The sequence below is a fragment of the Rossellomorea marisflavi genome, from assembly GCF_001274775.1.
In the GTDB taxonomy this organism is placed as follows: domain Bacteria; phylum Bacillota; class Bacilli; order Bacillales; family Bacillaceae_B; genus Rossellomorea; species Rossellomorea marisflavi.
The window spans coordinates 103,723-124,244 of the sequence record NZ_LGUE01000003.1; the positions used below are offsets into that span (position 1 = coordinate 103,723).

At 51.2% G+C, this 20,522-nt stretch carries 19 protein-coding genes; 13 read left to right on the top strand and 6 right to left on the bottom strand.

Annotated elements, in window-relative coordinates; translation table 11 throughout:
* Positions 1–230: 230 nt before the first annotated feature.
* Both AF331_RS09650 and AF331_RS09655 read right to left on the bottom strand, forming a co-directional pair.
* Positions 231–1,403, bottom strand: a complete 1,173-nt coding sequence (locus AF331_RS09650) for an FtsW/RodA/SpoVE family cell cycle protein (protein WP_053427949.1) — start codon at positions 1,401–1,403, stop codon at positions 231–233.
* A 198-nt stretch (positions 1,404–1,601) separates the two neighbouring features.
* The gene (locus AF331_RS09655) at positions 1,602–2,942 is read right to left on the bottom strand and encodes a hemolysin family protein (protein ID WP_200908249.1); all 1,341 of its coding nucleotides are present in this window, start codon (positions 2,940–2,942) and stop codon (positions 1,602–1,604) included.
* Between the two features lie 375 nt (positions 2,943–3,317).
* Between AF331_RS09655 and AF331_RS09660 the strand changes: the two genes are divergently transcribed.
* Both AF331_RS09660 and sfsA read left to right on the top strand, forming a co-directional pair.
* Complete coding sequence (locus AF331_RS09660; protein ID WP_053427951.1) at positions 3,318–4,091, top strand: hypothetical protein; 774 nt, start codon at positions 3,318–3,320, stop codon at positions 4,089–4,091.
* Positions 4,088–4,822, top strand: coding sequence for a DNA/RNA nuclease SfsA (gene sfsA, locus AF331_RS09665; protein WP_053427952.1), 735 nt, complete (start codon positions 4,088–4,090; stop codon positions 4,820–4,822). Before AF331_RS09660 ends, sfsA begins: the two co-directional genes overlap by 4 nt.
* Before the next feature lie 36 nt (positions 4,823–4,858).
* Here sfsA and AF331_RS09670 read toward each other — a convergent pair whose 3' ends face one another.
* On the bottom strand, positions 4,859–5,308 hold the full coding sequence (locus AF331_RS09670; protein WP_160316511.1) for a BsuPI-related putative proteinase inhibitor: 450 nt from the start codon (positions 5,306–5,308) through the stop codon (positions 4,859–4,861).
* A 152-nt stretch (positions 5,309–5,460) separates the two neighbouring features.
* On the opposite strand from AF331_RS09670, the gene AF331_RS09675 reads away from it, so the two are divergent.
* The 7 genes from AF331_RS09675 to AF331_RS09705 are packed head-to-tail and all read left to right on the top strand — an operon-like array spanning position 5,461 to position 11,950.
* Positions 5,461–6,663: an ABC transporter substrate-binding protein gene (locus AF331_RS09675; protein ID WP_053427954.1), complete on the top strand. Its 1,203-nt coding sequence runs from the start codon at positions 5,461–5,463 to the stop codon at positions 6,661–6,663.
* Positions 6,641–7,504, top strand: coding sequence for an ABC transporter permease (locus tag AF331_RS09680; RefSeq protein ID WP_053427955.1), 864 nt, complete (start codon positions 6,641–6,643; stop codon positions 7,502–7,504). The genes AF331_RS09675 and AF331_RS09680 overlap by 23 nt, the downstream gene beginning before the upstream one ends.
* Positions 7,501–8,313 carry an ABC transporter permease gene (locus AF331_RS09685; protein ID WP_053427956.1) on the top strand — a complete coding sequence of 271 codons (813 nt, stop codon included), beginning with the start codon at positions 7,501–7,503 and terminating at the stop codon, positions 8,311–8,313. The genes AF331_RS09680 and AF331_RS09685 overlap by 4 nt, the downstream gene beginning before the upstream one ends.
* Positions 8,304–9,245, top strand: coding sequence for an ABC transporter ATP-binding protein (locus AF331_RS09690; protein WP_053427957.1), 942 nt, complete (start codon positions 8,304–8,306; stop codon positions 9,243–9,245). The genes AF331_RS09685 and AF331_RS09690 overlap by 10 nt, the downstream gene beginning before the upstream one ends.
* Before the next feature lie 20 nt (positions 9,246–9,265).
* Positions 9,266–9,919 (top strand): TVP38/TMEM64 family protein, encoded by a 654-nt coding sequence (locus tag AF331_RS09695; protein ID WP_053427958.1) that lies wholly within the window; start codon positions 9,266–9,268, stop codon positions 9,917–9,919.
* An 11-nt stretch (positions 9,920–9,930) separates the two neighbouring features.
* Positions 9,931–10,512 (top strand): CDP-alcohol phosphatidyltransferase family protein, encoded by a 582-nt coding sequence (locus AF331_RS09700; RefSeq protein ID WP_053427959.1) that lies wholly within the window; start codon positions 9,931–9,933, stop codon positions 10,510–10,512.
* Positions 10,513–10,525: 13 nt separating this feature from the next.
* Entirely contained in the window at positions 10,526–11,950 is a 1,425-nt protein-coding gene (locus tag AF331_RS09705) for a dihydrolipoyl dehydrogenase family protein (protein ID WP_053427960.1), read from the top strand.
* 62 nt (positions 11,951–12,012) lie between these two features.
* On the opposite strand, the gene AF331_RS09710 is transcribed toward AF331_RS09705, so the two are convergent.
* From AF331_RS09710 to AF331_RS09720, 3 genes are all read right to left on the bottom strand, one after another.
* A complete protein-coding gene (locus AF331_RS09710; RefSeq protein WP_053427961.1) occupies positions 12,013–13,107 on the bottom strand; it encodes an FAD-dependent oxidoreductase in 1,095 nt (364 codons plus the stop codon).
* A complete protein-coding gene (locus tag AF331_RS09715; protein ID WP_412177715.1) occupies positions 13,104–13,634 on the bottom strand; it encodes a GNAT family N-acetyltransferase in 531 nt (176 codons plus the stop codon). Before AF331_RS09715 ends, AF331_RS09710 begins: the two co-directional genes overlap by 4 nt.
* Positions 13,635–13,746: 112 nt before the next feature.
* Complete coding sequence (locus AF331_RS09720; protein ID WP_053427963.1) at positions 13,747–14,916, bottom strand: dicarboxylate/amino acid:cation symporter; 1,170 nt, start codon at positions 14,914–14,916, stop codon at positions 13,747–13,749.
* Between the two features lie 275 nt (positions 14,917–15,191).
* Between AF331_RS09720 and AF331_RS09725 the strand changes: the two genes are divergently transcribed.
* The 4 genes from AF331_RS09725 to AF331_RS09740 all read left to right on the top strand — a co-directional run bounded on the left by AF331_RS09725 (position 15,192) and on the right by AF331_RS09740 (position 20,223).
* Positions 15,192–16,256, top strand: coding sequence for a D-alanine--D-alanine ligase (locus tag AF331_RS09725; RefSeq protein ID WP_053427964.1), 1,065 nt, complete (start codon positions 15,192–15,194; stop codon positions 16,254–16,256).
* Between the two features lie 87 nt (positions 16,257–16,343).
* Positions 16,344–17,717 carry a UDP-N-acetylmuramoyl-tripeptide--D-alanyl-D-alanine ligase gene (locus AF331_RS09730; RefSeq protein ID WP_053427965.1) on the top strand — a complete coding sequence of 458 codons (1,374 nt, stop codon included), beginning with the start codon at positions 16,344–16,346 and terminating at the stop codon, positions 17,715–17,717.
* A gap of 42 nt (positions 17,718–17,759) precedes the next feature.
* Positions 17,760–18,449, top strand: a complete 690-nt coding sequence (locus AF331_RS09735; RefSeq protein WP_053427966.1) for an alpha/beta hydrolase — start codon at positions 17,760–17,762, stop codon at positions 18,447–18,449.
* 259 nt (positions 18,450–18,708) lie between these two features.
* Positions 18,709–20,223 (top strand): DEAD/DEAH box helicase, encoded by a 1,515-nt coding sequence (locus tag AF331_RS09740; RefSeq protein ID WP_053427967.1) that lies wholly within the window; start codon positions 18,709–18,711, stop codon positions 20,221–20,223.
* Positions 20,224–20,522 lie beyond the last annotated feature (299 nt).

Genomic DNA, 20,522 nt, shown 5'->3' on the forward strand with positions numbered 1-20,522 from the left:
ACTCGCGGTACCACTCTGATTCCCTCCAACAAGGGCTCTTATTGCATAACGGGGGGATTCCCCGGCCGTAAGACGGCATCTCAAAAGTGCGGTTCATCCCGTGCTTCCCACCAGGCTCCCACCATCCCCGGCTCGCTTTGTTCCACAATGGGACTACTCTCTTCATCATCGACGGTTTGTCATATAATTAACTATATTTTACACATTTTGATGGAGAATGCAACTCTTGATCAAGAATTATCCGACGAGAACATATACGATCGGTGATGGAACTTCATGCTGAATATGAGGCCGAGTGCAAGCATATTCCCCATGAGCGAGCTTCCTCCATAGGAGATCAAAGGGAGCGGGATCCCGGTAATCGGAAGGAGTTGGATCGTCATTCCGATATTCTGGAATACGTGGAAGGTGATCATGCTGATGACACCTGCGCACACATACGCATTGTAAGGCTCTTTTGTATCCAGGGCAGTCTTGGTCAAATGATAGATCAGGATGAAGAAGAGACTGATCACGACGCTTGCCCCGACAAAGCCGAAACGCTCGGCGATCCCGCTGAAGATGAAGTCGGTGTGGGCTTCCGGGATATAGACTTCACTGCCGTTGAATCCCTTCCCGTAAATCTGTCCCGATCCGACCGCGTTCAGGGACTTGATCAAGTGGAATCCTTCTTCCCTTGTGTAGTTATACGGATCGAGCCATGAGTAGATCCGACCGAATTGGTACTTGTCCACACCGAGGTACTTTTCAAGGAAATCCGGTGCATAAAGAACAAGGGAGAAGATGGTCCCGCCGATGACGGCGATGCTTCCGTAAATCGGTACGATGATCTTCCACGTTATGCCTGAAACGAGGATGATCCCTGTGACGATGGCAATGAACACGAGGGCTGTCCCAAGGTCATCGGTGATGATGAGGGCAAGCGGCCCAAGGGCCGTCAATCCGATTTTGGCAAGAAGCATGAAGTCGGACTGTACGGTCTTCACCTGGTTTTGCTCATGGTGGTTCGTGATCACTCGTGCAAGGGCAAGGATCAGGAAGGTTTTGACGAACTCGGAAGGCTGGATGAGGACCGATTCCGAGATTTTATACCAGCTGTGTGCACCGTTCCGGTAAGGGACGATGCTTTCAGGCATGACCCTGAGACCGAGAAGGAGCACGATCCCGATTCCATATGCGTACCAGGCGAGTCGCTTGTACTGGTCCGAGTCGAAGAAAAGGGCTCCTGTAATGATCACGCCCCCCACCACATACCAGAAAGCCTGGCGGATGACGAAGTTTGTTGCATACTGTCCCGACGTTTGGGCGCTGCTTATGCTAATGGCACTGACAATAAAAAATAACATGAGGATGAAAAGCAATCCCCAATCGATTCGATCAGCGAGACGCTGGCGGTTTTCCATAATCATTTCACCTGTATTTCTAAAGATTTCACATATCTTAGTCTAATAGAAAGAGAGGAAAATTTCTACTCTCTATCTACGGCTTTCCGTTTGTGATGGACGGGAGAAGGGATGCTACTGTAAGCGATTGGCAAAGAAAAAGCCGTCAGTGGAAGGGTTCCACGGATCGGCTTTTACGTTTTCATACCATTTATTACATTATTGTGAAAGAGCTTTGTCTGTCTGCACGAGTGGAGCAGGCTCACCGGTCGTTTCCGGAATCGGTTGGAGCTTCGTCACTTCCACGGATTTGATCTGATGGTCCTCCATCGTCTGGATGTAGAATTCAAAGTCGGCGTACGAAATGCTGTCTCCCTGCTGAGCGTCGTAATTATGCGTCAGGATCCAGCCACCGAGTGTATCGACATCATCTTCGGTCACATCGATCCCGAGGATATCCTTCAGGTCGCTCACAAGGACCTTTCCATCAAGGATGAAGTGGTTGTCCTTGATTTTCCGAATCTGTGGTGTCTCATCCATATCGAATTCATCCCGGATCTCCCCGACGATCTCTTCGACGATATCCTCGATGGTGACGAGTCCGGATGTCCCGCCGTATTCATCGAGAAGGATGGCAACGTAGGTCTGTTCCTTCTGCATCCTGAGGAGCAGGACGTGGATCGGAATCGTCTCAAGGACCTGTATGATCGGTCTTACGTACGATCCGAGCGGCCGCAGCTCCGTATCCTTATGGAGGAGGTCGGTGAAGACTTCCTTCACATTGATGAACCCGGTAATATGGTCCTTATCACCGTCCGTGACGGGATAGCGGGTGAATTTCTCCTCCTGAACGAGCTCGAGGAGGGTGTCGATGGGATCATCGGCGGATAATGTCACAATTTCTGTTCGCGGGACCATGATTTCTTTTGCTGAGCGTTCATTGAATTCGAAGATGTTATTCACATATTTGAATTCGGACTGATTGATCTCTCCGCTTTTATAGCTTTCCGATACAATCAGGCGAAGTTCTTCTTCCGAGTGTGCCCCGTCATGCTCGGATGCGGCCTTCAGGCCGAACATCCTCGTCACGACCCGGGCAGAGCCGTTCAATACCCAGATGAATGGGTACAGGATCCTATAGAAGGTGATAAGTGGACGGGCGAATAATAAGGCCAGTGATTCCGCTTTTTGAATGGCGACGGTCTTCGGGGCCAGCTCTCCGACGACAACGTGAAGGAACGTCATGAGAGTGAAGGCGATCCCGACGGAGATTCCGTGGGAAAGGGCCTCGGACGCAGCGATTTTCGATAATAAAGGTTCCAAAATACCAGCGATGGCAGGTTCTCCGATCCAACCGAGCCCAAGAGCGGTCACGGTTATACCGAGCTGGCATGCGGAGAGGTACTCATCCAGATTTGTAATGATTTTCTTAGCAGCTATGGCATTTCGATTACCTTCCTCGACCAGTTGCTCGATTTGTGATTTTCTTACCTTCACGATCGCAAACTCCGAAGCTACGAAAAAAGCTGTTAAACCGATCAAAATCGCGACAAGCACCAAACTGTATATGTCCAAATAATTTTCCTTATCCCGTCAGACGGGTAAGGAGTCACCTCCTGTTGGTTATCAGTGATAACCGGATAAGTTTAAGTTAAAATCATTATAAGAATAACTACTTTCAGCGTCAAATTCTAAATAGGAAGAGATTTAATAATAAACTATGTCAAAAGCTAACCAATATGATGGTTATTTTCCGATTTTCGCACATTAGCTGTCCTTGAGATGTAGCCTTTCCTATTATATTACTATATTCGACAATTCTATACTGCTTTTGTCATCATTTTGAAATGAAATAGAAAAGAGCAACAGGGGAAATAATTTGATAAAATAGGAAGTATTAATCATGCATCGTGTCACCACTTGGAGGGAACGTTTTTGAAGGCTAATAATGTAGTGAAAGATATCATCTATGTCCATCAAAATGCGGATCAGCAATTCGTTGTGTCCTACGGGATCCATTTCAATGAATTTGTCATGAACGCTCATCACCCGTTACAGAACCTGCTCCTGATCAAGCATCAGTATGAGCATGGAGGGTTCAACATACATACCCATATGGAATATGTGGAGCAGGGTGATATGAAGAAGCTCATGAATGATCATGTACAGACGTACGGTGATTTCTGCTGGATCGATTTCGAAGAGGAAGTCGGGGTCGATGAGCTGAACGGACAGGAGATTGCGGAGCTGCTCTATATGGGACACATCAAGCAGCCTCTCAATCTGCCTTTCTACTCCAAGCTGAACAACCGCTTTGCGTACCTGACTCACGATGACGGCTGGTTCAATAAGGTGTTTTACAGGGATTTCGAAGACTTCTATCATCTCCTCGGGGAAACGATCACGTCGAAAATGAAGACCTCCAAAGCCGGAAAGGGTCTCTTCGGCATGAAGAAGGAAAAAGACTTTCCCGCCATCGGGAAGGAGGTCATCCGCTCACTCCGTGATAAGCTCAAAGAAGGAGTCGTGATCTCCCTTGAAAAGGCAATCCTCGCCAGGGGGAAGATCGAGATTCCGTTCTGGGTGATGGGAGACTACTTTGATATGGACGAGATGGGAGAGGATTATAAGCAGATCAGGAAGGCACCTGCCAACGGTCTTCTTTCCTTCGACCGTAAAACGAAGAGCTGGAGCGCGCTCCTGAAATGAGAGAGGAACCGGGCATGACGTCACTGAAGATCGGGGAAGGGCTCGTTGAAGCCATCTTCCGTTCCCGGCCGAACCGGTTCATCCTCCAATGCGAGCTGCCCGGGGGCTCGGTGGAAAAGGTCCACCTCCCTGACCCGGGAAGGCTGAAGGGAATCCTCGTTCCCGGCCGCAGCATATGGCTCCTGCCGGCAAACGATCCTGCACGGAAGACGAAGTGGTCGGCCGTCATGGTCCGCGATCCCGACAGTGGTGCCTATATCTCCCTGAACACCCAGCTTCCCAACCGGTTGATCCGGGAGGCGTTCATGAGTGGTGAACTGGATGAATTCTCTGATTGGGCGTTCGAACGGGCTGAATACCGCATCGGTCACTCCCGCTATGACTTCCTTCTTCGACACAAGGAGAGGGACGCTTCCCTCTTGGTCGAGGTGAAAAGCGTCACCATGTCAGATGGACGGGCAGGAAGATTCCCCGATGCGGTGACGGCCAGGGGGGCGAGACACGTGGAAGGGCTTGCGGCGCTTCAGGGAGAGTATGAGACCGCCGTTTTATTCGTCGCCCAGCGGGGGGATATCGACTCGATCACCTCTGCGCCTGAAATCGATCCGTATTTCGCAAAGGTCATGGAGGAAGCAGCACAAAAGGGCGTCCGGTTTTATGGGCGCGTATGTGAAGTGACTCCTACCCGTTTGACCCTGGGCAGGAAGATTCCAGTGGATACCTCGATATAAAAAGGATTCCCCGCCGCCGGCGGAGAATCCTTTTTTCTATGGAAGTTCGATCTCTTCCGTTATCTTATACTCGTCCGACCCTTTGGCAGTCAGCCAGGCGCTCAGTGTGTACGTGCCTGCAGGAAGGTCCGGAAGCTTGATTTCCTGTGCCAGTGCATCACCGGGAGCAATGGTCTTTTCCCGGATGGCCTGAGTGTACATCTTGTTCTCTGAATCTTTGTAAACGACCTTCCCATCGGCGTCCTTCAATTCGAAGTCAATCGTCTGCCCCGAGGTGAAGGTGAAGGTCATTTCTTTGTCGGTCTCGTTTTTGACACTGTATTCATACGTCGAATCCTTCTTCGTTATGGCGGCTTTCATTTCCCCGTCCTCCATTCCATTGTGTTCAACATGATTTCCGTTCTCTTGATCTCCATCTTTCACTTCGTCCGTGCCGCAGCCTGCCAGGATGACTCCTGCCAGTATGAATGGGATGAGCTTCTTCATCATTTGACACCTCTCTCAGGTAGAAGTGGCGTTTACGCCCGCATGGTCACCGTCCCGCCCTGAAATGCGCAGGGAAAGGTTTCCGAAACCAGATTATAGGGGATTGATTTACATACATAATAACACGCAATTCCGGAAAAGGGAGGAACAAGATGAAAAGATATGTATTTGTGATAATGGTCTCATTGATCCTGGCGTCGTGTGGGGCTCAAACGGGTGAAACGAAGCTTCCGGACGATTGGGATGATATCGTCAGTCAGGCGGAAGGTTCCAAGGTCAACCTCTTCATGTGGGGAGGGGATGAAGTCGTCAACCAGTACATCGATGACACAGTGGCTCCGGGGCTGAAGAAGGAATTCGGCATCTCATTGAAGCGGATCCCGATGGATACACCGGAAATCCTGCAGAAGCTCCAAACGGAAAAGAAGGCAGGAAAAAAGGACGGGTCCATGGACATCGTATGGATGAACGGAGAGAACTTCAAAAATGCGAAAGAAAACGGTCTGCTCGCTGGTCCCATCACGGAGCGCCTTCCCAATATGAAGTCATACTATAACGAAAAGGATTTCACCTATGACTTCGGAACCCCGACGGAAGGATATGAGGCACCGTGGGGGAAGGTTCAGTTCGTCTTCTTCTACAATGCTGACAAGATGGACAGCCCGCCGCGGACGGTGGACGAGCTGAAATCGTTCGTGAAGGAGCATCCGGGAAAATTCACCTATCCCGACCCGACGGACTTCACGGGTAATGCCTTCATCCGTCATCTCCTCAATGCAAACTCAGACCAGCCCATCGAGAAGGCCGGGGAAGATATCGAAGAAGCAGGCGGAAAGGTTTGGGATGACTTGAATGAAATGAAAGGGGATCTGTGGAGGGATGGGAAGACATACCCGAAGGAGCTGTCAGATCTGGATCGTCTGTTCGGACAGGAGGAGATATGGATATCCATGGGGTATAACGAAGCAAGGGCGGAATCCCTTGTGAAAAAGGGGATCTATCCAGAAGGGACCAAACCGTTCCTTCTTGAAGATGCAGGCTCGATCGGGAATACACATTTCCTTTCAGTGCCGTTCAATTCACCGAATCAGGCTGGTGCCCTCGTGGCCATCGACTATATGCTTTCCCCAGAGATGCAGCTGGAGAAGATGCAGCCGGACGGATGGGGAGACAGCACCCCGATTTCAGTGGATAAGCTTGAAGACGGGATGAGGAAAAAGTTTGAGGAGCTCGACAGGGGTGAAACGGTCCTTGATCCTGCTCGATTGGAAGACGCCTTTATAGGGGAGATGGACGCCTCCTATGTGGAATGGGTAAAGGAGAACTGGGTGCGTGAAGTGGCGGAAACGGACTGAGGGGCTCCTACTTGTACCAAGCATCCTTTTCCTGATGGTATTCGGCCTGGGCATGATCACGGCCTTTATGGAGAGCCTGATGGATGATGGGACGCTGACGATGGGCTACTACATGGAACTATTCACAAAGGAACGCTTCATGCGTTCCGTCTTTTACAGCTTCTGGATCACAGCCGTGTCCACGGTCCTGTCCCTCGTCATCGGCCTCCTCTTCGTCCGGGTCTTCCAGGAAAAACTGAGAGGTGGGACAGGCCGGCTCCTTGTGTGGATCCCCATGCTATTCCCGCATTTCGTATGGGCGTATCTTGTGTTCCTGCTTTTGAATCAAAGCGGATTCCTGTCCAATCTCTTGGGTGTCAGCGGTCTGATGGCGGAACGGACGGATTTTCCCGTCCTTGTGCAGGATCCGGGCGGAGTCGGAATCATGATCACATATATTTGGAAAGAGGTACCGTTCGTCATCTTGATGCTGCTGCCGGTCTATGCCTCTCTTTCTCAAGGGTACAAAGAAGCGGCGACCCTCCTCGGTGCCAATCGCGTTCACATATTCACCACAGCGGAGTGGCCATTCATCAAGCCGGCTATTATTGAAACAGGTGCCATCCTGTTTGCGTTCATCTTCACGGCGTTCGAGGTCCCGCAGCTCCTTGGGGTCACGTCACCCCAAATGATTGCTGTCCTTACATACGAATGGTTCTACAGCGGGGCGTGGACGGATCGCCCATTTGCATTCGCCGCCTTGCTCCTGGCAGGGGGCGCAGTCGGCCTGAGCATGTGGCTCCTGACCCACGCCATGAACAATGAGCGGCTCAGGCTGGCGAGTGGAGGGCGGGGCGGATGAAACGAATCGGTTTCTATGCGGTCGCCATCCCGTTGTTCCTGTTTCCAGTCTGCTTTTTCGTCTATAAAAGCCTATTCGGAATCTGGAGGTGGGGAGAGACTTTCCCTGTGGCTCTCAACACGAGGGCATGGAAAGTCATTGCAGGAGAAGGGGAGCTCCTGTCTGCCATCGTGGTATCCATTGTCATCGCCGTCATGGTCCTCGTATTGAACCTGTTGATCGGGTTGACCGCAGGGAAAGCATTCGCACTCCATCGATTCAGGGGGAAGGTCTTCCTTGAAAGCATGCTGATGATGCCCCTGTTCCTTCCGACACTGGTCGTCGCCGCTGGTCTTCAGATGGTCTTCATCCGCATGGGGCTTGCCGACACGTGGATTGGCGTCGCCCTTGTTCATCTGATCCCGACGGTCCCCTACAGCATCAAGCTCTTCAAATCCGCGTATGAAGGGATCGGGAGGGAATTGATCGAGCAGTCCCTGTTCCTGGGGGGAGGCGCCCTGCACAGGTTCCGCCATATAGAACTGCCTCAGCTCATCCCTGCCCTGAACAGCGTCCTCTTCCTTACCGTTGTGATCAGCCTGGGTCAATATGTGCTCACGGCCATCATCGGAGGGGGGAGTGTCGTCACGCTGGCCATGATCTACTACCCGTTCACCCGTTCGGCAGATGAATCGGTCATGGCGGCTTTCTCCCTCGTGTTCATGATGATCCCATCGGCCACGTACCTTATCTCAGGGTTGGTTTTGAATATCTTCATCCCGTACAAGTCATCGAAGAAAAGGAGGGGGAACAACACCACATGGAACTGAAGGAATTGCACAAGAGCTATAAGAATCAATCGATCCTCTCAGGGGTCTCACTCCGTTTGGAAGAGGGAGAAATCGTTTCCCTCGTCGGATTATCGGGATCCGGGAAATCCACTCTTCTCCGCATCATTGCAGGGCTGGAGGTACCGGATGCCGGTTCAGTCCATCTGGGTGGGAGAGATGTGACGGCAATGAAACCGAAGGACCGGCCTGTCGGTATGGTCTTTCAGAAACCACTCCTTTTCCCTCATATGACGGTCCTTGAGAATGTGATGTATGGACTGAAGATGCAAGGATACAGGAAAAACGAGGCAACGAAAGAAGCGGATGGCTTCATCGGGATAGCAGGCCTGATGGGCGTATCGGATCATTATCCCTCCGAACTGTCAGGAGGTCAGATGCAACGAGTATCGCTGATCCGCTCCCTGATCCTCCGCCCGAAGCTCCTTCTGATGGACGAGCCGTTTGCCAGCCTGGATCATACCCGGAGGATGGAGATCCGTGCGTGGGTCAAATCCGTCATCAAGGAAGTGGGCACCACAGCGTTATTTGTGACGCACGACCGGGATGAAGCGAGCGAGATGGGTGATAGGATCGCCATCCTTGAAGCGGGACGCATCTCCCAGATCGGAAGCCCGGAGCATATTTATCATCATCCTGCGACTCCGTTCATCGCCGGTCTCATGAGCGACGGTCTCCTCCTCGGGAATGAGCGGTTCGTCCATCGGGAAAACTTATCAACAGAGAGCTTACACCCTCATGATTTGCGATGGACAGGGGAGATCAGGGCGAAAAAGTACATGATGGGAAATCATATGTATTCCATACATATAGACGAGCTTGGACAATCGGTCGTCCTGAAGGTGGCCGAAGGTGATCAGGGTGAACCTGTCACGGTCACAGCTTCTGAAAAAAACATTCAAACGTTTGACTAAGAGGGAAGGGAGGGAAAAGGATGAAGAAGAAGGAATGGTTGAAGATTGCCCTTGTGCTCGCCGTCATCCTGTTTTTGATCTGGTTCAGCCGTCATGTTTTCAGTGTGAACCCCATCGCCATCAGGGATTGGATTACTTCCTTCGGGATCTGGGCCCCCCTCGTGTTCATTGTAGCCTATACGATCCGTCCGCTCATCCTCTTCCCGGCGTCGATCCTGTCATTCGGGGCAGGGCTTGCGTTCGGCCCCCTGGAAGGTTTCGCCTACATTGTGGCCGGTGCGATCGGAGGGGCGACCGTAGCGTTCTTTGCCGCCACCCTGCTGGGGGATCGGATCTTGAAGAACCCTTCGGAAAGGATGAAGAGGATTCGCGGCCGTATGGAAGAGGACGGATTCATCTACATCCTTGTGATGCGCCTGGTTCCATTCCTGAACTTTGATCTGGTCAGTTATTTGGCCGGTATGGCGAAGGTGAGGTATGGTCCGTTCATCCTGGCGACGGCCATCGGGATCCTTCCGGGCACATTCGGATATGTCTATCTGGGTTCGAGTCTTGTCCAGGACGACAAAAGTCATATTTACATAGCCATCTTCGTGTTCGTCCTCGTAGCGGCGATCCCTTTCGTTTTCAGGAAGAAGCTCAAGAACTGGCTCGGATTATCTAAAAGGCGGTAGGAGGAAGGAACATGCTGGATACACATGCGCGAAAATGGGTGCAGCCGGGCATCGAGACAACCGCCCGGTCATTTTTGAAGGCCGGGTTCACTCCGAATGGGGTGACCGTAGCGGCTTTCATCATCGGAGGAGGAACGGGGATCGTTTATTATGCCGGATTCCCCATCCTGGCGGTCCTGCTTCTGTGGCTGTCGGGATTTTTGGATGCGGTCGACGGCTCCATGGCGAGACTCACGAAGACTTCCCCGTTCGGGACGGTCATGGATGTCACGTTTGATCGGATCGTGGAGATTTCCGTGATCCTGGGGGTTGCGGCTGTACACCCCAAGGCCATGTGGCCCCTCCTCCTCCTGAGTGTATCAATCATCATCTCCATGACGATCTTCCTCACGGTCGGTGCCGTCTCGGAGAAAGAAAGCGGAAAATCGTTTTATTATCAGGCGGGTCTGGCTGAGAGGACAGAAGGGTTCATCCTGTTCAGCTTGATGATGCTGTTCCCGTCGATTGTCGTTTGGACGACCCTTCTATTTGTTGCAGTGGAATTGTTCACGGGCTTTCAGCGGTTTGCAGAAGCAAAGCGACTACTTTCATAATGGAGTGATAGAGATGGAGAAGTATGATGTGATTGTGATCGGTGGAGGATCAGCGGGATTGACGGTCGCGTCGGGTGCGGCGTCCCTTGGTGCACGCGTCGCCCTCATCGAACAGAGTGGGCGCCTCGGAGGTGACTGCCTCCACTTCGGATGCGTCCCGTCCAAGGCGTTCATCCAAGCGGCTAAAGAAGTTTCCACCGCACGCAGGGCGGCTTCGCTCGGCTTGGATGTGAGCGGGACGGTCGATCTGTCTGCCGTCAAGACCCGGGTCGAAGAAGCAGTGGGGAGCATCCAACAACAGGATGACCCTAAGCGGTTCACGGAGATGGGAGTGGATATCTATTTCGGGCGTGCAGAGTTCGTCACCCCGAATGCCCTCTTGATAGAAGGGGAAGATTACGTCTATGGTAAAAGCATCGTCATCGCTACAGGGTCCAGCCCTCTTATCCCGGAGATCCCCGGCTTGGAAGATGTGACCTATCACACGAATGAATCGGTGTTCGATCTTGAGAAGCTTCCGGAAAAAGCCATCTTCATAGGGGGTGGACCGATCAGCCTTGAGCTGGCCCAGGCTTTCAGCCATCTTGGTTCTGAGGTGACGGTGGTCGAGAAGGCGTCGTCCATCCTTTCCAAAGAAGACCGGAGCATTCAGGAGGCCGCGGTTCAAGTCCTCGGAGAAGATCTGAGAATCGTGACGGATGCCGACATCCAGAAGGTCACCAAGGACGGGGACGGACTCTCCCTCCATTGCACGGTGGAGGGTAAAGATCTCCACATCAACGGTGACATGCTCTTTGTCGGAACGGGAAGGAAGCCCAACTCAGGAGCACTCAATGTGGGCAAAGCAGGTGTGGAGACGGATCAAAAGGGCTTCATTCCTGCCGGTGACGACCTGAGGACGAATGTGTCCCATATCTTCTCCATCGGTGATGCGAACGGCCGCTACTTCTTCACTCACGCAGCAGGGATGGAAGGGAAGCAGGTGGTGCAGAATGCCGTCTTCGGCCTGAAGGGGAAGGTAAGCTACGATCAGCTTCCATGGGTGACCTATACTTCACCCGAAATCTTCCATGCAGGAATGACGGAGGAAGAAGCAACGGAATCAGGGATCAATTATAAGGTGTACGAAACGACCCTGGATGACGTCGATCGCTTCGTGGCAGATCACCAGACCCAAGGCCTAGTGAAGATTCTCACGGATTGGAAGGGGAAGATCCTCGGGGCACATGCCGTCGGGGAAGGAGCGGGGGACTGGATGCAGCCTGTCCTATACGCCATGGCGAAGAACAATGGCATCGGCTCCCTTTCGAATATGACCTATCCATATCCGAATCATGCAGCGGCCGTCCAGCAGACAGCAGATCTATTCTGGAGAGAGAAGCTCTTTGACGGACCGGTTCCTGCCGTGACGAAAAAACTGATTGAGTATAAACGATAAACCGTTAAAAAAACAGGCCATCCAGGCATGGAAGGAAGCCCCTTCCCCTGGAAAGCCTGTTTTTATTTTTCATGTGAGCTGTACTTTTTCATGAACGACCGGTCCAATCTCTCCTTGAGCTTCCTCGTCCATTTCCCTTGGACCGCGAAAGATCCATACAGGAGGAATCCGTTGCCGTTGCCCGTTGACAGGATCGACAGGTATCGGCTTCGAGGTTGGAAGGCGCGAAGCTTCCGGCCGGTAAGGAACCGGTTCAGGTTCTCCCATAGGACGGGGCCCTGCCTGACAGCCGTGACCCCGTTTTTGGGGAGGTCGGGGAAATCTGCCAGGGTGCCGCAGTCGCCGGCAGCGAAAAGGCTGGGGAATGAGATGGACTGAAGATGGGCGTTCGTGAGCATGAATCCCTTCTCATCCGTCGGGATCAGACTGCTGCCGAACAGTCCCTGTGCTGCTGCACCACCGAGGAACATCACCTCGTCAAAGGGGATGTGACGGGCCTGGTCTGTCACGACCGTCCCATCCGTCACCTGTTCGGCTTTTCCTTTCACGGTGGAGATCCCCCGGCGATCGAGAAGCGATGCCATATTCCTTGATGCAAGGACCCCGGCCTCATGGAGCAGCGGAGAGGAATGAATGACGGTGATGGAATCATCGGGTTTCCCGTTTTTTTCTTTCCAGGCGCGAAGGGAGAGGGCGAGTTCGCATGCCGCCGCTCCACCTCCGATGAAGACCGTATCCCTGCTGCGGTAAAGTCTTTCTACCTGGTAAGGGAAGCGATGATTCGGTTTGATTCTCAGATTGGCCCCCGCCAGTCCGGGGATGCCGGGATCCTCATTCCGGGAGCCGATATCAAAGGAGGCTGCGTCATAGGAATACAGATCCCCCGCGTCCGTCAGCAGCTGCTGTTGGATGGGATCGATGGAGAGAACGGAGGCTTCGACGAACTCGCAGTGTGCTTTCCGGCACAGGGCGTCAAGGTCGACCCGGATTTCTTCCTCGCTGTACACCCCTTCGACGAAGCCTGAAAACATGCCGCTGTAATATTGGTGGCGCGAAGGAGAGATGAGGATCCATCTGTCGGCCGTTTGTTCCTTAGATCGTTCCAGGAGGCAATGGAGGTGGCTGTGACCGCCTCCCGCGAGGATGACGGTGTTCATGACCGCTCCTCCCATTCTTCCCTGGTGATCCCCATCCGGATCGAGTCGTAGTACACGCCTTCGTGATAGCGGCATTTTCTCATCCTGCCTTCTAGGATCCTGCCGATTTTCTCGGCGGTACGCATCATGCGTTCGTTACCCGACCAGGTGGTGATGCCGACCCTGCCAATTTCCTTGGTGGCAAAAAGATGCTCTACCCACTGGGCGAGTGCGTCCGTGCCATACCCGCCGTTCCAGTAGCGTGGATCATAGATTCCGATTCCGGCCTCCAGCCATCTTGTCGGTTCATATTCCCAGTAAAAGCTCACCGTCCCGATGATGAGCCCGTCCGCTTCAATGATCCGCTGATGTTCGAGGAATCGATCAGGATCTGAAACATATGAAGCTTCGTACTCGTCTAATGACATGTTGACGTGTGGGAAATAGGGAGCGTCCCATTTTTTCCACTCGGGGGAGGGGTCACTGTATAACAGCTTCCACAGTGCGGGTAAATCTTCTTTTTCAATCGGGCGAAGTGTCGTTTTCACATCGTTTCCTCCTGTCTCATTCTTGCTGACTCTCATTATACCGAAAATCCTGAAAATGGGGACAGGGATGAAAAACAGGATGGCCCTGTGTGGCCATCCTGTAACCAGCAACCTATGAAACAGATTGTTTTTTACCTGTAAGACGATCGGCGATGGACGCAATCGCCCCGTCGCCTGTAACGTTACATGCTGTACCGAAGCTGTCCTGTGCCAGGTACAGGGCGATCATCAGGGATGTCATGGTCGGACTGAAGCCGAGCATGGTCTCAAGCAGTCCAAGGGATGCCATGACAGCACCGCCAGGCACTCCGGGTGCAGCGATCATTGTGATCCCGAGCATGAGGATGAACGGGAAGATCTGTGTGAACTCCAGTGCTTGTCCCTGGATGAACATCACGGCCATGGAACAACTCACAAGGGTGATGGTGCTCCCTGAGAGGTGAATCGTGGCAAGGAGAGGGATCGAGAAGTCCGCGATGCCTCCGCGCGTGCCGTTCAGCTTCGTCCGCTCAAGCGTCACGGGGATGGTGGAGGCTGAAGACTGGGTGCCGAGGGCCGTGAAATAGGCGGGCATCATCGTCTTGATCATGGAAAACGGATTCTGCTTCCGGATCGTTCCGGCTGCCGTGTATTGTACAATAAGGAAGAATAAATGCAGGATGATGATCATGACGAAGACTTTCGCAAAAACAGAAATAATCGATGTCACCTGACCGCCCTGAGTCATATTGGCAAAGATCCCGAGGATATGGATCGGGAGGAGCGGGATGATGATCTTTTCGATAAGCTTCTCGATGATGTTCTTGAACTCTTCCAAGCCTTTTTGAAGCACATCCCCTTTGATGGCTGCCATTCCGACACCCAGTGTGAATGCGATAAGGAGAGCGGTCATCACGCCCATGACAGGCGGCATTTCCACTGTGAAGAATCCTTTGAGCAGGGCTTCTTCAGGGTTTTCAAACGATTTGGAGCTTTGATTGACAAGCAGGGATGGGTACAGGGATTTCGCCGCAATGAACGCCACCAGGCCAGCCAGGATGGTAGAACCGTATGCGAGGGCCGCTGTCAGGCCGAGGAGCCTGCCCGCACCTTTTCCCATGGAACCGATTCCGGGTGCGATGAATCCGATGATAATAAGCGGGATGGCGAATCCAAGAAAGTTCCCGAACAGTTCATTGAACGTAACGAAGATCTTGATGAACCAATGAGGGGCAAACATGCCGACAATAATTCCCAAAGCGATCCCCAGGATGATGCGTGGTAACAATCCAAGTCTTTTCACCTTTCTGTCCTCCTTGAGTGTACAAATGTTTATGTTAGATGGATTATACAATGACAAGGAAGATAGTTTAATAGGTTTTTTAATAGGCGGAATGTTAAATGTATTCAGATAACATTACGAATGTTTAGTCGCAGGACTAGTTTGACATGGCATACATATATCAAAGGGTCGCATCGGGGAGATAAATTGCATTTTCCATATGAATCATTCTTTCTCTTTCCTTTGAACATGATAAAATAGAAATATCTATTGTTATATTGGAGGTCACTCAAAAAATGAAAACCAAGCTTTGTTTATTATACGGCGGGAAATCCGCGGAACATCAGGTTTCACTGCAAACGGCCAAGGCAGTCATCGGCGCCCTGGATTTAAATAAATTCGATATTCATCCGATTTTCATCTCGACAGACGGCGCGTGGATCAAAGGATCACAGCTTGAAGGACCGGTCAGTGATGTGAAGGAACTCCAATTCTCCGAAGGGGAAGCCATTGCCCCTAACGCCCTTACTGCGTCGGTAGAAGGATCGGACGGATATGATATGATCTTCCCTCTCCTTCACGGACCGAATGGTGAAGACGGGACGGTACAGGGGATGCTTGAATTATTGAATCTTCCATATGTAGGGAACGGTGTTTTGGCGTCTTCTGCGGGTATGGATAAAGTCATCATGAAGAACCTATTCGCTCAGGCCGGTATCCCACAAGTAGGCTACACATGGTTCATCAGAAGTTCATGGGAAAGCGACCGCGAAGCGGCTTACAAGCAGGTGGAGGAAGAAATCGGCTACCCATGCTTCGTTAAACCGGCCAACCTTGGTTCTTCTGTAGGGATCAGCAAATGTACGTCACGTGATGAACTTGAGGCGGCTTTCGAAGAAGCCTTCCAATTCGATCGTAAAATCATCATTGAAGAAGGGGTCATTGCCAGGGAGATCGAGCTCGGCGTACTGGGTAACGATCATCCTGAGTGCTCGGTAGCGGGAGAGATCGTCCCTAAGAAGGATTTCTACGACTACAAAGCGAAATATGAGGATGGCGATACAGCCCTCATCATCCCGGCAGAAGTGGACGAGGAGCTTTATGCACGACTCAAAGACATTGCGATCCGGTCATTCAAGGCGCTTGATTGTTCAGGGCTTGTCCGTGCCGACTTCTTCGTAACGAAGGACGGAAGGATCTTCATGAACGAAGTGAACACCATGCCTGGATTCACCCCATTCAGTATGTTCCCGCTTCTTTGGAAACATACGGGGATCGACTACCCATCACTCATCGCGAAGCTGGTTGAACTCGGGGCAGAACGACACAAAGAAAAGCAATCGATCAAGTATACAATGTAGTCACCATGGGACCGGCAGCGGACGAAATGAAAGTTCGGTCGGTCCCATCTCTATTGCAAGGATGAACGAGTAAAGGAGTATATGATCATGTTCGAAAAAACGATTAACGATATATGTGCGATGCTCGATGTGAAGAATGATCTTTCTTCATTCGCAGACATCGTCGTCAAAGGGGTATCCATCAACACACGTACGATGGAAGAAGGGAATCTGTTCGTCCCGTTCAAAGGGGAGAACGTCGACGGCCACCGATTCGTCCGTTCTGCCATAGAAGGGGGAGCAGCGGCAGCGCTCTGGGATGCAAACGTCCCGAATCCGCCGGAGGATCTTCCGGTTCTGGTGGTGGACGATCCGCTTGAAGCGCTTCAGTCCCTTGCCAATCAATACCGTCACGAGCTGGATCTCAGAGTCGTGGGGATCACAGGAAGCAACGGGAAGACAACCACGAAGGATATTGTAGCGAATATCCTGGCACAGAAGTACAAGGTGCATAAGACTCAAGGTAACTACAATAATCACATCGGCCTGCCCCTTACCCTCCTGGCTCTGCCTCGGGATGCGGAAGTTGCCGTGCTCGAAATGGGGATGAGCGGATTCGGAGAGATCGAACTCTTATCCGATATTGCACAGCCAGATGTAGCAGTCATCACCAACATCGGTGAGTCCCATCTGCAGGACCTTGGTTCCCGGGAAGGCATCGCCAAAGCGAAGCTTGAGATCATCCACGGTCTGAAGGAAGACGGCCTGTTCATTTATTACGGGAATGAGCCCCTCCTGAACGAGCAAGTGAAAGAACTAGGATTGAAAAGAGTGGAAACGTTCGGGAAGACGGCTGATAACACCATTTCCCCGACGAAAACGGAGATGAACAATACGGGCAGTTATTTCGAAACTTCCATGGCGGAAGGGGCAACCTTCCATTTGCCGGTGCTTGGGCAGCATAACATCCATAATGCGCTCGCAGGCATCCTGATCGGGAAGGAATTCGGTCTAACAATAGAGGAGATGAAACAAGGCTTAAAGTCCCTTGAGCTGACGAAGATGAGAATGGAAATGATTGAAGGTAAAAAAGGAGAGCGCATCATCAACGATGCGTACAATGCCAGTCCCACTTCTGTAAAAGCGGCAATCCAGCTGATTTCCGAGCTTGAAGGGTTCGACACCAAGATTCTCGTTCTCGGGGACATGCTCGAGCTTGGGGATCATGAGAAGGAATACCATGAGGAAATCGGTCAGCTGATCGACCCTGAACGCATCCGTCACTTGTTTACTTTCGGTGAATTGGGTGAATATATGGCTAAAGGGGCAAAAGTGAATTTCCCCGAAGAGCGCGTACACGCATTCCTTGATAAAGAGGCCCTGCTCGATGAACTGAATGCACTCATCACCGGCAAAGAACTGATCCTCTTCAAAGCTTCGAGGGGAATGAAGCTTGAAGAGATCATCGACGGTCTGAAGTAACAAGGAGTTTGTCCGTGCCATACTAATGGAAAAGGTGAGAGCATGATCGGATGTTTAGTGCTCCATGGGTTCACAGGGGGACCATACGAAGTGGAACCCCTTGCTGAATACCTGAGGGAGCAGACGGATTGGAAAATTGTCGTCCCGACCCTGCCTGGTCACGGAGAAACTCTATCCCTAAGGGGAATCAAGCACGTGCAATGGATCGAACATGCAGAAGAATGTCTCAAATCCCTGCTTGAGACATGCGACAAAGTCTACGTCGCCGGCTTTTCCATGGGAGGTCTCATTGCATCCTATCTTGCAGTCCATTATAATGTTAGTAAGCTTGTGCTGTTGAGCGCTGCTGCCCGGTATATCCATATCAAGCAGCTCTTCAGAGACATCGGGGGTTTGATCAGAGAGGGATGGCAAGGAAATCTCCTCGAGAACGAACTGTACAATCGATATAAGGTAAAAATGACCAATACCCCGCTTCTATCCACCTATGAATTCAGGAAGGTCGTCACCATCGCCCGACCGCTGCTGAAGAAAGTCACCATCCCCACATTCATTGCCCAGGGGGAAGTGGATGGAATCGTCCCTCCCGCCAGTGCAGCTTACATCTATGAAACCATTTCGTCCCGACAAAAAAATATTTATTATGCTTCAAGATCCAAGCATCTCATCTGTCATAGCGAAGATAAGGCTGAACTTTTTGATCATATTTACCATTTTCTCGAAGATGAATAGAGTGACTATTTGACATGTCATTGAAATTCATTTCTAGAAGTGGTAACATTACTACAACATAGTTCTATTTGTTGGACGTGCCAGCTCTTCGATTTTGAAGAGTGTATTTTTTTGTACACAACATAAACTAAACATCTCATATAGACGGTTTTAGATTAGATACCGAAGTCGGCATGTAAGATTTGGATCCGATTTAAACATATAATCAGCTCCATCGATTAGTTATAAAAGATGTATACCAAAAGGAGAATGAATAGCATTGACAAAGTTTGCAGATTTAAACTTAAGCGCAGCTACGTTGAAATCCATTAAACGTATGGGCTTTGAAGAAGCAACCCCCATCCAGGCCAGCACAATCCCGGTAAGTCTTGAAGGTAAAGACATCATCGGTCAAGCACAAACAGGTACAGGTAAGACGACAGCATTCGGTATTCCGATGATCGAGAAGATCGATGTGAAGAACCCTGCAGTCCAAGGTCTTATCATTGCACCGACACGTGAACTTGCGATCCAGGTTTCTGAAGAACTATACCGCATCAGTGCAGATAAGCGCGCACGCGTCCTTTCTGTATATGGCGGACAGGACATCCAGCGCCAGATCCGTGCGATGAAGAAGAACCCGCACATCATCGTTGGAACTCCAGGACGTCTACTTGACCATATCAAGCGTAAAACATTGAACCTTACAAATGTTCATACCCTTGTATTGGATGAAGCGGATGAAATGCTCAACATGGGCTTCATCGATGATATCGAGAGCATCCTTGAAACCGTTCCTCCGACTCGTCAAACCCTTCTATTCTCAGCAACGATGCCGGATCCGATCCGTCGTATCGCTGAGCGCTTCATGACTGAACCTGAAGTCATCAAAGTGAAATCAAAAGAAGTGACTGTATCCAACATCGAGCAGTTCTTCACAAAAGTGACCGAGAAAGAGAAATTCGACGTCCTTTCACGCTTGATCGACGTTCAGTCTCCTGAACTTGCCATCGTATTCGGACGTACGAAGCGCCGTGTAGATGAGCTTTCACGTGCATTGAGCATCCGTGGTTACCTTGCGGAAGGAATCCATGGTGACCTTTCACAGGCTCGCCGTATGACGGTCCTCAAAAAGTTCAAAGAAGGACGCATCGACGTTCTTGTTGCTACTGACGTAGCGGCTCGTGGACTTGATATCTCTGGTGTAACACATGTTTACAACTTCGATATCCCACAAGACCCTGAAAGCTACGTTCACCGTATCGGACGTACGGGCCGTGCAGGTAAGAAAGGGATGTCCATCACATTCGTCACACCACGTGAAATGGGCTACCTGAAAGTGGTAGAACAAACCACTAAGAAGAAAATGACGGCTCTTAAGCCACCTAGCCATAACGAAGCTCTTGAAGGTCAGCAGCGCCTGGCTCTTGAAAAGCTTACAGAAGCAACGAAAGAATCTGACCTTAAAGATTACTATGCGTTGGCAGAAGAATTCCTTGCGAACCACGAATCCATACAAGCGGTGGCAGCGGCCATCCGCGTTCTGACAAAAGAACCGGATACCACTCCAGTTGATATCACCGAAGAACGCCCACTTCCATCAAGAGGCGGCGGTCGCGGTAATTCCCGAGGCGGCGGATATAAAGGTGGTTCACGCTCTGGTAAAGGCGGAAGCGGAAGTAACCGTTCAGGCGGCTACAACCGTGGCGGCGGTTCATCCCGCGGCGGAGATCGCAACCGTTCAGGTGGAAGCAGACCACAATCTTCTTCTAAGCGTAAATCATATAATTCTTAATGAATGGAGAACACGACGGCAGAGATGCCGTCGTGTTTTTTTGTGTTGAATAGGTTTCGGGGAGCGGGAAGTGTGCGAGGAAGGGTCGCTTGGGTGATGGGATGTGATCCATTCGCGGATAAAGAAATGGGTTCGGATCGAATGTAGTGAGGGGAGAGTGCTGGATGAGGAGGGGGGATCGCGAGTAACGGGTGGTGTTAGCTGAATAATGGGGCTGATCGCAAGTGATGGATGGTGTTGGCTGAATAATGGGGCTGATCGCAAGTGATGGATGGTGTTAGCTGAATAATGGGGCTGAT

Excerpts from the sequence above, each read along its gene's own strand:
- AF331_RS09730 (WP_053427965.1), top strand. The coding sequence starts at position 16,344 with ATGTTCGAAAAAACGATTAACGATATATGTGCGATGCTCGATGTGAAG.
- AF331_RS09690 (WP_053427957.1), top strand. The coding sequence starts at position 8,304 with ATGGAACTGAAGGAATTGCACAAGAGCTATAAGAATCAATCGATCCTC.
- AF331_RS09710 (WP_053427961.1), bottom strand. The coding sequence starts at position 13,107 with ATGAACACCGTCATCCTCGCGGGAGGCGGTCACAGCCACCTCCATTGC.
- sfsA (WP_053427952.1), top strand. The coding sequence starts at position 4,088 with ATGAGAGAGGAACCGGGCATGACGTCACTGAAGATCGGGGAAGGGCTC.
- AF331_RS09695 (WP_053427958.1), top strand. The coding sequence starts at position 9,266 with ATGAAGAAGAAGGAATGGTTGAAGATTGCCCTTGTGCTCGCCGTCATC.
- AF331_RS09735 (WP_053427966.1), top strand. The coding sequence starts at position 17,760 with ATGATCGGATGTTTAGTGCTCCATGGGTTCACAGGGGGACCATACGAA.
- AF331_RS09670 (WP_160316511.1), bottom strand. The coding sequence starts at position 5,308 with ATGAAGAAGCTCATCCCATTCATACTGGCAGGAGTCATCCTGGCAGGC.
- AF331_RS09725 (WP_053427964.1), top strand. The coding sequence starts at position 15,192 with ATGAAAACCAAGCTTTGTTTATTATACGGCGGGAAATCCGCGGAACAT.
- AF331_RS09705 (WP_053427960.1), top strand. The coding sequence starts at position 10,526 with ATGGAGAAGTATGATGTGATTGTGATCGGTGGAGGATCAGCGGGATTG.
- AF331_RS09675 (WP_053427954.1), top strand. The coding sequence starts at position 5,461 with ATGAAAAGATATGTATTTGTGATAATGGTCTCATTGATCCTGGCGTCG.
- AF331_RS09700 (WP_053427959.1), top strand. The coding sequence starts at position 9,931 with ATGCTGGATACACATGCGCGAAAATGGGTGCAGCCGGGCATCGAGACA.
- AF331_RS09685 (WP_053427956.1), top strand. The coding sequence starts at position 7,501 with ATGAAACGAATCGGTTTCTATGCGGTCGCCATCCCGTTGTTCCTGTTT.
- AF331_RS09650 (WP_053427949.1), bottom strand. The coding sequence starts at position 1,403 with ATGGAAAACCGCCAGCGTCTCGCTGATCGAATCGATTGGGGATTGCTT.